We start from the raw sequence: 10,966 nt of genomic DNA, 5'->3' as shown, positions 1-10,966 counted from the left end.
ACCATAGCAAGTTGGTCCCACTCCTTCCCATCTCGAACAGGACAGTGAAACGACTTAGCGCCGATGATAGTGCGGATTCCCGTGTGAAAGTAGGACATCGTCAGGCTTTTAACAGCACCAAAGCGCCTCACCTTACGGTGGGGCGTTTTGCTTTGTGCGAAGCATTTCTTCATCGCACCCTCCTCCATTTTTTGTGTTCTCTACGGGTTACTCCCCGATTGACCATGTCTTCATTTGATTAAATACTTGAGGTTTAAAATATATAGGCCTGAATCAATGGCCTGTGTGGTCGATAGCAAAGAGAACGAATATGAATATTGTCTGCATTGGTGGCGGTCCCTCGGGCTTGTACTTTGCGTTGTTGATGAAAAAGCTCGACCCTCACCATGACATCATCGTGGTCGAACGCAACAAGCCCTACGACACCTTTGGTTGGGGTGTGGTGTTTTCGGACCAAACGCTGGAAAACATGCGCGAGTGGGACAAAGAAACCGCAGCAGAGGTGGAGCAAGCCTTCAACCATTGGGATGACATTGAGCTGCACTTCAAAGACCGCGTGATCCGCTCAGGCGGTCATGGCTTTGTGGGCATTGGTCGCAAAAAGTTGCTCAACATTCTGCAAGAGCGATGCGAGCAAGTGGGCGTCAAGCTCATGTTTGAACAAGATGTGAATTCGGATCTGGACTTTCCTGACGCAGACCTCATCATTGCCAGCGATGGCGTCAATTCGCGTGTGCGAAGTCGACTTCCAGACGTGTTCAAGCCAGACATCGTCACGCGACCCAATCGCTTCATCTGGCTGGGCACCCATCGGCAGTACGACGCCTTCACCTTTTTGTTCGAGAAGACCGAGCACGGCTGGTTCGCAGCTCACGTTTACAAATTCGACAACCTGACGTCGACCTTCATCGTTGAGTGCCCCGAGCACGTTTGGCTGGCGCACGACTTGGACAAAGCCGACCAAGACGCGTCGATCGCCTTCTGCGAAAAGCTCTTTGCCAAGAACCTGCAGGGCGAAAAGTTGATGACCAATGCCCGGCACCTTCGTGGCTCGGCCTGGTTGAATTTTCAGCGGGTCAAATGCGCCAACTGGTCGCACTTCAATGGCAACAGCCATGTGGTGCTGATGGGCGACGCGGTGCACACCGCGCACTTTGCAATTGGCTCGGGCACCAAGCTGGCACTGGAAGACGCGATTGAGTTGGTGCGTCAGTTCAAAGACCTTGGCGATACCGCTGACCGCATACCGCAAGTGCTGAAGCACTACCAAGCTGTGCGCGAGATAGACGTGATCCGCCTGCAAAACGCCGCCTGGAACGCGATGGAATGGTTCGAGGTGTGCGGCGAGCGTTATTGCGATCAGCTCGAACCCGAGCAGTTCATGTACTCGATGCTCACCCGCAGCCAACGCATCAGCCACGAGAATTTGAGACTGCGGGACAAGGCTTGGCTGGAGGGCTACGAGGCTTGGTTCGCTGGGCGCACAGCCAGACCCGGGGTTCGTCCACCGATGTTCACGCCCTACACGCAACGTTCCGTCACACTCAAGAACCGCGTTGTCGTCTCGCCCATGGCGCAGTACATGGCCCTTGATGGGCACGTGGGCGACGACCATCTGGTGCACTTGGGCGCGCGTGCCATGGGCGGTGCCGGGCTGGTGATGGTCGAGATGACCGCACCCAGTGCCGACGGTCGCATCACCCACGGCTGCCCAGGCTTATGGAACGATGCACAGACCGACGATTTCAAACGCATCACCGACTGGGTGCATGCCAAGTCTGACGCCAAGATCGGCCTGCAGATCGGCCACGCCGGACCCAAAGGCTCCACCTGCCGCCCATGGCAAGGCACGGGCATGGACCAGCCTGTGCCGGCCGATGACGCCGAGGGCAACTGGCCATTGATGGCGGCCTCTGCTCAGCCCTATTTGCCGCACGGCGATGTGCCCCGCGCCATGACCCGCGCCGACATGGACCGCGTCACGGCCGAGTTTGTGGCCAGCACCCTGCGCGCTGTCCAAGCTGGGTTTGATTGGCTGGAGTTGCACTGCGCCCACGGCTACTTGCTGTCGAGCTTCATCAGCCCGCTCACCAACCAGCGCATCGACGAGTACGGCGGCTCGCTCGCCAACCGCCTGCGTTACCCGCTTGAAGTGTTTGCAGTTGTAAGGGCCGCTTGGCCGCAGGACCTGCCCATGTCGGTGCGTATTTCGGCGCACGATTGGGTCGAAGGCGGCATCACGCCCACCGACGCGGTCGAGATCGCACGCGCCTTCAAGGCCGCTGGTGCCGACATGATCGACTGCTCGTCAGGCCAGGTCAGCGCCATGCAAAAGCCCACCTACGGCCGCATGTACCAAACCCCGTTTGCCGACCGCATCCGACAAGAAGCCGGCATCGCAACCATCGCAGTCGGTGCCATTTCTGAAGCCGATCACGTCAACAGCATCCTCGCCGCTGGCCGCGCTGACCTGTGCGCCGTGGCCCGCCCACACTTGGCCAACCCGGCCTGGACACTGACCGAAGCCGCGCGCATTGGCTTCAAAGACATCGCCTGGCCGCGTGCCTACGTGTCGGGCAAGCCGCAGCTCGAAGCGGGTTTTGCACGAGAGCGTGCCCAGCAGACCGCGAGTAAGGGGGATTGATGGCCACTGAACTCCAAGACCGTCATGCCCTCATCACCGGCGCGGGTGCAGGAATTGGCGCGGCCATCGCACTGCAACTGGCCCAAGCGGGCTGCCGACTCACGCTCTGCGGCCGCTCACAGGACAAACTGCAAACCCAGGCCGAAGCCCTGCACGCACTGGTCCCCGATGTGGCCGTCTTGATCGCACCCATGGACGTGGCCGACGAGCACGCCGTGCAAGCTGCGGTGCAACAGGCGCAGGCGCGCTTTGGCCCGGTGAACATCTTGGTCAACAACGCCGGTCAGGCACACAGCGCGCCTTTTGCCAAAACCGATGCGGCGCTGTGGCAGCAGATGCTCAACGTGAACCTCACGGGCACATACCATTGCATTCAGGCGGTGCTCCCGGGCATGCTTGAAGGGGTGCAGGCGGGCACGCCCGGGCGCATCATCAACATCGCCAGCACAGCCGGCCTCAAGGGCTACGCCTATGTGAGCGCCTATGTGGCGGCCAAGCATGGTGTGGTGGGTCTGACCAAGGCGCTGGCCCTCGAATTGGCGCGCAAGGGCGTGACCGTGAACGCCATTTGCCCCGGCTACACCGAGACCGACATCGTGCGTGAAGCGGTGCAAAACATCGTGGGCAAAACCGGCAAGAGTGAAGCGCAAGCGCGTCAGGCCTTGGCCGCAGGCAACCCGCAGCAGCGCCTGGTGCAACCTCAAGAAGTCGCGCAAAGCGTGCTGTGGCTGTGCGCTGCTGGCAGCGACGCGATCAACGGGCAAGCGATTGCGATTGACGGCGGGGAGTTGGCAGGATGAGCGCACGGCAAGACACCGACATGGAAGTGCGTGCGCACGCCGACCACCATGCCTCTTTGCGCCTGTGGTTGCGCCTGTTGTCGGCCACCACCCGCATTGAAGACACGATCCGCCAGCGACTGCGCGAGCAGTTTGGCATCACGCTGCCACGCTTTGACCTGATGGCGCAACTGGAGCGCGAGCCGCAAGGACTGTCGATGAGCGAGCTGTCGCGGCGCATGATGGTCACGGGCGGCAACGTCACAGCCATCGTCGATCAGCTGGAAAAAGAACAATTGGTGCAACGGCAAATGCAAGCCAGTGATCGCCGCTCTTATACGGTCAGCTTGACCGATGCCGGGCGCAGCACTTTCGCGGCCATGGCGCAGGCCCACGAGGGCTGGGTTGTCGAACTGTTGTTACCGCTGGCCGAACAACAACAAACACAGCTGCATCAACTGCTGGGCATTTTGAAATCCGGCCCCTCCATTGGGACCCCTGCACAACCCCACAAAGAATTTATTCAGGAGACATGATGAGTACACGCTTTTTGCGCGGTGAGCCGCACCAACTGCCACGCCACAACCAGCCCATGGCGGGGTACAAGCCAGAGCATTTCCTCCTCGACGTTTCACAAGGGGTTGCCACCGTCAGCCTGAACCGTCCCGAGCGCAAGAACCCCTTGTCGTTTGACTCGTACGCGGAACTGCGCGATTTCTTCCGCGCATTGCCTTACGCGCCTGATGTGCACGCGGTGGTCATCACGGGTGCAGGCGGCAACTTCTGTTCGGGTGGCGATGTGCACGAAATCATCGGCCCGCTCACCCAACTCGACATGCCGGGCCTGCTGGCCTTCACCCGCATGACGGGCGATCTGGTCAAGGCCATGCGTGCCTGTCCACAACCCATCATCGCCGCGATCGACGGTGTATGCGCCGGGGCTGGGGCAATTTTGGCCATGGCGTCCGACCTGCGCTATGGCACCGAGCGCAGCAAGACGTATTTCTTGTTCAACAAGGTAGGTTTGGCCGGGTGCGACATGGGTGCATGTGCGCTCTTGCCGCGCATCATCGGCCAGGGCCGTGCGAGCGAGTTGCTGTTCACCGGGCGTGGCCTGGGTGCGCTGGAGGCCGAGCGCTGGGGTTTTTACAACCGGGTGTGCGAGGCCGATACCGTGCTGGCCGACGCGCAGGCCATGGCCGCCCAACTGGTGGCGGGCCCCACCTTTGCCAACGGCATCACCAAAAAAATGCTGCAACAAGAATGGAACATGGGTGTTGACGAAGCCATCGAGGCTGAGGCTCAGGCGCAGGCCATCTGCATGGCCACCAACGACTTCCACCGGGCGTACCACGCCTTTGTGGCCAAGCAAACGCCCATTTTTGAAGGCGACTGAGCCATGTCCAATAACCCCGCACTACACCCAACACAGCACCCCGCAGAACTCGATTGGCCTTTCTTTGACGACAGCCACCGCGGCTTCAAAGTGCGGCTGGATGTCTGGTGCAATGAACACTTGGCCCATGCGCACCACGACGAAAGCCGCGACGCGGTCGACGCCGAATGCATCCGCCTGGTGCGCCTGCTGGGAGACGGCGGTTGGCTCAAGCATGCGGTGTCCGGCACAGCCTACGGTGCAGCGTCAGACGTGATCGACACACGCCAGTTGTGCCTGCTGCGCGAGACGCTGGCTTTTCACAACGGCCTGTCGGATTTTGCTTTTGCCATGCAAGGCCTGGGCACAGGGGCCCTCAGCCTCATGGGCTCGACTGACCAAAAGCAGCGCTACCTGCCTCGCGTGGCCTCAGGCCAAGCCTTGTCGGCCTTTGCTTTGAGCGAACCCGAGGCCGGCTCTGACGTGGCTGCCATGCAGTGCAGCGCCACCGCCACGGCGGACGGCTATGTGATCAATGGCCGCAAGACCTGGATCAGCAACGGCGGCATCGCCGACTTTTATGTGGTGTTCGCCCGCACGGGCGAAGCGCCTGGCGAAGGCTTGGGGGGTACCCCTGGCCGGGGTGCCAAGGGCATCACGGCCTTCGTTGTGGATGCCGACACGCCCGGCTTGACGATTGAAGAGCGCATCGACGTCGTCGCGCCACACCCGCTGGCCACGCTCAAGTTCGACAACTGCAAGGTGGCCGCATCGCAGCGCATTGGCGAGGCAGGCCAAGGCTTCAAAGTGGCCATGGCCACGCTCGATGTGTTCCGCACGTCGGTGGCTGCAGCGGCTTTGGGTTTTGGGCGGCGTGCCTTGCACGAGTCCATCGCTTGGGCGCGTTCACGCAAGATGTTTGGCCAAAGCTTGGGCGACTTTCAGATCACCCAAACCAAGATCGCGCAGATGGCGACAATGCTCGATGCCGCCACGCTCTTGACCTACCGCGCCGCTTGGCTGCGCGACCAAGGCGCACGCATCACCCGCGAAGCGGCCATGGCCAAGATGACCGCCACCGAAAACGCGCAACAAATCATCGACATGGCCGTGCAGATGCACGGCGGCATGGGCGTCAAAAAAGGCGTGATGGTCGAGTCGCTGTACCGCGAGATTCGGGCGCTGCGAATTTACGAAGGCGCGACCGAAGTGCAGCAGCTGATCATTGGCAAGGACTTGTTGAAAGGTTGACATGAGCGACTGGAACACCTTGCTGCCCAGCAACCACACCGACTGCTTTACGCGCGACCGGCTGCCGCCCAAAGACCAGCTGCCCGTGTTCATGTCCGACCTGCCCGAGCTGAACTACCCTGACCAACTCAACTGCGCGGTGGAACTGGTGGACCGGCATGTACGCGAAGGCCGGGGAGATCGCATCGCGCTGCACGGCGTGAGCGACTTCAACACAGGCGGGGGCGACTTCAGCTGGAGCTATGCGCAGTTGCAAGACAAAACCGACCGCATCGCCCAGGTTTTGACGCACGACATGGGCCTCGTGCCCGGCAACCGCATTTTGCTGCGCGGCGGCAACAGCCCCATGATGGCCGCTTGTTTGCTCGGCGCGCTCAAGGCCGGTTTGGTGGCGGTGCCCACCATGCCGCTGCTGCGTGCGGGCGAGTTGGCGCAGATCCTCGACCAGGCGCAAGTCAGCGCCGCGCTGTGCGACAGCCTCTTGGCCGACGAACTGCAGCACTGCATGACACCCGGCCACGCCAGCCATGTGCCTTGCCTGAAACAGAGCGTGATGTTCCGCAGTGAAGTGGCCGAGGGGCTTGAGCAGCGCATGCAGAGGCACAACTGTGCGTACACCCCGCACGCCACCAGCCGCGATGACGTGTGCCTGATCGCATTCACCAGCGGCACCACCGGCAAGCCCAAGGGCACCATGCACTTTCACCGCGATGTGCTGGCCATGTGCGACCTGTTCCCGCGCCACATCCTGCGCATGACTGAAAACGACGTTGTCTGCGGCACACCGCCGATTGCTTTCACATTTGGGCTTGGCGGTCTGCTGGCGTTTCCGCTGCGCTATGGCGCGAGCACCGTGCTGCTGGAAAAGCACACACCCGAAACCTTGCTGCAGACCGTGGCCAAATACCGCGCTACGCAGTGCTACACCGCGCCCACCCTGTACCGCCAAATGGCGACGATGGCGGGGCAGCATGACCTGAGCAGTCTCAAGCAACCGGTGTCGGCAGGCGAGGCCTTGCCCGACGCCACCCGCCAGTTGTGGAAGCAAGCCACCGGCATCGAGATGACCGACGGCATTGGCGGCACCGAGGTGATCCACATCTACATCTCCAGCGCGGGCCAACAGGTGCGTGCGGGCAGCATCGGCCAAGTGGTACCTGGTTATGTGGCGCAAATCGTCGATGACGACATGCAGCCCGTGCCGCCCGGCGTGGTGGGGCGTTTGGCGGTGCGTGGCCCCACGGGCTGCAAATACCTGGCCGATCCGCGCCAACAGGACTATGTGAAAGACGGTTGGAACCTGCCCGGCGACACCTTTGTCATGGATGCCGACGGCTACTTCAGCTACCAGGCCCGCAACGACGACATGATCATCTCGGCCGGCTACAACATCGCAGGCCCCGAGGTTGAAGGCGCTTTGCTGCAACACCCGGCCGTGGCCGAGTGCGGCGTGGTCGGCATGCCCGACGAAGACCGTGGCCACATCGTGCAGGCCTGTGTGGTGCTCAAGCCCGGCCATATGGGCGATGCGGCCATGGAAAAAGCCTTGCAAGAGCACGTCAAACAAACCATCGCACCGTTCAAGTACCCGCGCAAAGTGATTTTTTTAGACGCCTTGCCCCGCACCGAAACCGGCAAGCTGCAGCGCTTCAAACTGCGTCAAATTTCAGTCAACAAATAATTTTGCGGAACAGATCTTCAGCGCTGTTCCCAATTGCTAAAGGAAAAATCATGTTCAACGTCTTGCAACCCGAAGGCTGGGCTCCCGCCAAAGGCTATGCCAATGGCATCGAAGCGCGTGGCCGGATGGTGTTCGTCGCGGGCATGATCGGCTGGAACGGCCAAGCCCAATTCGAGACCGACGACTTTGTGGCCCAGTGCCGCCAGGCCCTGCAAAACATCGTTGACACCCTGGCCTGTGCAGGCGCAGGCCCACAGCACATGGCCCGCATGACCTGGTACGTCAAAGACAAAAAGGAATACCTCGCACGCGGCAGGGAGCTGGGCAAGGTCTACCAAGAAGTCATCGGCAAGAACTACCCCGCCATGACGCTGGTGCAAGTGGCCGATCTGGTGGAAGACCGCGCCCAAGTTGAAATTGAAGTGACAGCGGTGGTGCCGGAGTGAGCTAAAACAAGGACTGCGGGAGAAGCTGCAGAGGTCCTAGATCGATAATCGCCTATGTGACACCACCCGTTAGCAGTCCAGTAGAAAGAGCTCTACAACGATGGCCTGTCTTGCAAGAGTGACGCCATCGGAAGAGTCTTCGTGTCTTCGGATGCAGGGATTCCCCGATACGGAGGACCAACGCGCTCATGACATACTCAAATGCATCCTAGCTGGATTTACACATCATGCAAACACCAAGCACCACCTTGCGCTCCGACATCGATATTGCGCGCGATGCGACTTTGAAGCCAATTGCAGAGATCGGCGCTCAACTCGGCATTCCGGTGGACTCCCTGGTGCAGTACGGCCCGACCAAGGCCAAAGTATCGATGGATTTCATCCGCACGCTCGAAGGCAGAAAAGATGGCCGGCTCATTCTGGTCACCGCGATCAGCCCGACGTCGGCCGGTGAAGGCAAGACGACCACAACCGTAGGCCTGGGCGACGGCCTGAACCGCATCGGTAAGAAGGCGATGAGCTGCCTGCGCGAACCGTCGCTGGGCCCGTGTTTCGGTATCAAAGGTGGTGCGGCTGGCGGCGGCTATGCTCAAGTTGTGCCGATGGAGGACATCAACCTCCATTTCACCGGCGACTTCCACGCCATCACTTCGGCGCACAACCTGCTCGCCGCGCTGACTGACAACCACATTTACTGGGGTAACGCGCTGGCGCTGGACTCGCGTCGCATCGCCTGGCGCCGCGCCATGGATATGAATGACCGCGCGCTGCGCTCGATCGTCAATTCGCTGGGTGGGGTCGCTAACGGCTTTGCGCGCGAGGACGGTTTCGACATCACGGTGGCTTCCGAAGTGATGGCCATCTTCTGCCTCGCGACCGACCTGAGTGACCTGGAGCGGCGCATCGGCAACATTGTGGTTGGCTATACACGTGAGCGTGTACCGGTAACAGCCCGGCAGCTCGGCGGCGACGGAGCCATGGCTGTGCTGCTTAAAGACGCTTTAATGCCCAACCTGGTCCAGTCCATTGAGAACAACCCGGTCTTCGTGCATGGCGGGCCGTTTGCCAACATCGCACACGGTTGCAACTCGGTGCTAGCCACCCGGACCGCACTCAAGCTGTGCGATTACGTAGTGACCGAAGCGGGTTTCGGCGCTGACCTCGGCGCAGAGAAGTTTTTCGACATCAAGTGCCGCAAGGCCGGCCTGCGACCCGATGCGGCGGTCATCGTAGCCACGGTGCGAGCGCTCAAGATGCATGGCGGTGTGGCCAAGGACGATCTCAAAGGCGAGAACGTGGAGGCGGTACAGCGCGGATGCGCGAACCTGCGCCGCCACATCGACAACGTGCGCAAATTCGGTGTGGCGCCGGTGGTCGCCATCAACCGTTTCATCACCGATACCGACGCCGAGCTTCAGGCGGTCATGCAGGCAGCGCAGGATGCGGGAACCCAAGCTTTCGTGTGCACGCATTGGGCCGAGGGCGGCAAAGGCATCGAAGCCTTGGCACGCCACGTGGCAGACGTCGCGGACAGCGGCAAGGCCGATTTCAAGCCGCTGTACCCCGACTCCCTGCCGCTTTGGGACAAGGTCCGCCTGATTGCGACCGAGATTTACGGTGCTGCCGACATCGCGGCGGATGCCGCGGTGCGAAACCGCTTCAACGAACTGCAGGACCATTACGGCCACCTGCCGGTGTGCATGGCCAAGACACAGTATTCGTTCTCGACGGACCCGACCCTACTAGGCGCACCCAGCGGCCACATCGTGACTGTCCGCGAACTGCGGCTCTCGGCGGGTGCCGAGTTCATCGTCGTCATCACCGGCGACATCATGACCATGCCGGGCTTGCCCAAAGTGCCATCGGCCAACTCCATACGTCTGAACGCCAGGGGACAGATCGAGGGCCTGTTCTGACGGGTTTCAATCAAACACACGGCAATCGCCTGACGACCATCGGGAATCTAACTGACGTTGTCAATTGAATTGACGCATGCCAGGGCAACTTCATCGAGACGTCTTGCCAGCAAGTAGACATTGGCCAACCTCCTCAGTTGAGACTTAGCCATACCTATTTGCCGCAGAGATTGGCAATAAATGGTTCACCCAGACCTAAATCCAAAATTTTGGCTGTGCCCTTGCGCGCTCAGGCACTGCCATGCGCTGCTATCAAGCTCTCCAACATGAGCTTGAGTTGATGCGCCGAGGCTGAGCCCAAAGCAGACACCACCTGCGTCTCGTGCGCTTTGGCTTGCTTGAGCAGGGGCTGCACTTTGCGCCGACCTGCGGCCGTGAGGCTCACCAGGCTTTGTCGTTTGTCGTGTGCTGCGTCGGAGCGCTTGACCCACCCGGCGTCTTGCATGCGGCCCACCAGCTTGGTCACGGTGGGTTGTTTGGCCAGCACGATGCTGGCGAGTTCGTTGATGCTCAAACTGTCTTTGCCCGACAGGCTGGCCATGACGCGCCACTCCATCAGGGAGAGACCACTGGCCTCGACCACTGCATGGAATTCGCTTGAAATCAAATGGCTGGCACGCGCCAGCAGGTAGGCCAGGTAGTCGTCGACAAAGCCTGGCTCGGTGGTCATAGCCATGTTTTGTGCAAAGGTGCAGTCGAACTGAACTGACCGCCTTGGTAGACCAGCGGTGGCCTGCCATCGCTGAAGCCGCAGCGCTCCACCTCGCCCACAAAAATCACATGGTCGCCTTCTTCGTGTCGGCTGCGGTTGTGGCATTCAAACCATGCCAACGCCCCGTCCAAAATGGGCAAACCCGACTCGCCCAGCGTGTAA

10 protein-coding genes and 1 rRNA gene are annotated in these 10,966 nt (G+C 60.8%); 9 read left to right on the top strand and 2 right to left on the bottom strand.

The window, feature by feature from the left end; genetic code table 11:
• The 9 genes from rrf to Q0O19_RS12470 all read left to right on the top strand — a co-directional run.
• Positions 1–106, top strand: a 5S ribosomal RNA gene (gene rrf, locus Q0O19_RS12510); the annotation flags it as partial.
• A 204-nt stretch (positions 107–310) separates the two neighbouring features.
• A complete protein-coding gene (locus Q0O19_RS12505) occupies positions 311–2,644 on the top strand; it encodes a bifunctional salicylyl-CoA 5-hydroxylase/oxidoreductase (RefSeq protein WP_295523470.1) in 2,334 nt (777 codons plus the stop codon).
• On the top strand, positions 2,644–3,444 hold the full coding sequence (locus Q0O19_RS12500) for an SDR family NAD(P)-dependent oxidoreductase (RefSeq protein ID WP_295523468.1): 801 nt from the start codon (positions 2,644–2,646) through the stop codon (positions 3,442–3,444). The genes Q0O19_RS12505 and Q0O19_RS12500 overlap by 1 nt, the downstream gene beginning before the upstream one ends.
• Positions 3,441–3,959, top strand: a complete 519-nt coding sequence (locus Q0O19_RS12495; RefSeq protein ID WP_295523466.1) for a MarR family transcriptional regulator — start codon at positions 3,441–3,443, stop codon at positions 3,957–3,959. Before Q0O19_RS12500 ends, Q0O19_RS12495 begins: the two co-directional genes overlap by 4 nt.
• Positions 3,959–4,819 carry an enoyl-CoA hydratase family protein gene (locus Q0O19_RS12490; protein ID WP_295523464.1) on the top strand — a complete coding sequence of 287 codons (861 nt, stop codon included), beginning with the start codon at positions 3,959–3,961 and terminating at the stop codon, positions 4,817–4,819. The genes Q0O19_RS12495 and Q0O19_RS12490 overlap by 1 nt, the downstream gene beginning before the upstream one ends.
• Positions 4,820–4,822: 3 nt before the next feature.
• Positions 4,823–6,049: an acyl-CoA dehydrogenase family protein gene (locus Q0O19_RS12485; RefSeq protein ID WP_295523462.1), complete on the top strand. Its 1,227-nt coding sequence runs from the start codon at positions 4,823–4,825 to the stop codon at positions 6,047–6,049.
• Between the two features lie 19 nt (positions 6,050–6,068).
• On the top strand, positions 6,069–7,730 hold the full coding sequence (locus tag Q0O19_RS12480) for an AMP-binding protein (protein ID WP_295523472.1): 1,662 nt from the start codon (positions 6,069–6,071) through the stop codon (positions 7,728–7,730).
• A 50-nt stretch (positions 7,731–7,780) separates the two neighbouring features.
• Entirely contained in the window at positions 7,781–8,176 is a 396-nt protein-coding gene (locus tag Q0O19_RS12475) for a RidA family protein (RefSeq protein WP_019427185.1), read from the top strand.
• A 248-nt stretch (positions 8,177–8,424) separates the two neighbouring features.
• The gene (locus tag Q0O19_RS12470; protein WP_295523459.1) at positions 8,425–10,092 is read left to right on the top strand and encodes a formate--tetrahydrofolate ligase; all 1,668 of its coding nucleotides are present in this window, start codon (positions 8,425–8,427) and stop codon (positions 10,090–10,092) included.
• Between the two features lie 229 nt (positions 10,093–10,321).
• On the opposite strand, the gene Q0O19_RS12465 is transcribed toward Q0O19_RS12470, so the two are convergent.
• The gene (locus Q0O19_RS12465; RefSeq protein WP_295523457.1) at positions 10,322–10,768 is read right to left on the bottom strand and encodes a MarR family winged helix-turn-helix transcriptional regulator; all 447 of its coding nucleotides are present in this window, start codon (positions 10,766–10,768) and stop codon (positions 10,322–10,324) included.
• The coding region (locus tag Q0O19_RS12460; RefSeq protein WP_295523455.1) for a flavin reductase family protein at positions 10,759–10,966 on the bottom strand (208 nt) is incomplete at its 5' end. The genes Q0O19_RS12465 and Q0O19_RS12460, both read right to left, overlap by 10 nt.

It is taken from the genome of Limnohabitans sp. Rim8 (genome assembly GCF_945869175.1).
Lineage (GTDB): Bacteria > Pseudomonadota > Gammaproteobacteria > Burkholderiales > Burkholderiaceae_C > Limnohabitans_A.
This window is presented reverse-complemented; position numbering and strand designations above follow the sequence as displayed.

Excerpts from the sequence above, each read along its gene's own strand:
- Q0O19_RS12505 (WP_295523470.1), top strand. The coding sequence starts at position 311 with ATGAATATTGTCTGCATTGGTGGCGGTCCCTCGGGCTTGTACTTTGCG.
- Q0O19_RS12500 (WP_295523468.1), top strand. The coding sequence starts at position 2,644 with ATGGCCACTGAACTCCAAGACCGTCATGCCCTCATCACCGGCGCGGGT.
- Q0O19_RS12495 (WP_295523466.1), top strand. The coding sequence starts at position 3,441 with ATGAGCGCACGGCAAGACACCGACATGGAAGTGCGTGCGCACGCCGAC.
- Q0O19_RS12490 (WP_295523464.1), top strand. The coding sequence starts at position 3,959 with ATGAGTACACGCTTTTTGCGCGGTGAGCCGCACCAACTGCCACGCCAC.
- Q0O19_RS12485 (WP_295523462.1), top strand. The coding sequence starts at position 4,823 with ATGTCCAATAACCCCGCACTACACCCAACACAGCACCCCGCAGAACTC.
- Q0O19_RS12475 (WP_019427185.1), top strand. The coding sequence starts at position 7,781 with ATGTTCAACGTCTTGCAACCCGAAGGCTGGGCTCCCGCCAAAGGCTAT.
- Q0O19_RS12465 (WP_295523457.1), bottom strand. The coding sequence starts at position 10,768 with ATGGCTATGACCACCGAGCCAGGCTTTGTCGACGACTACCTGGCCTAC.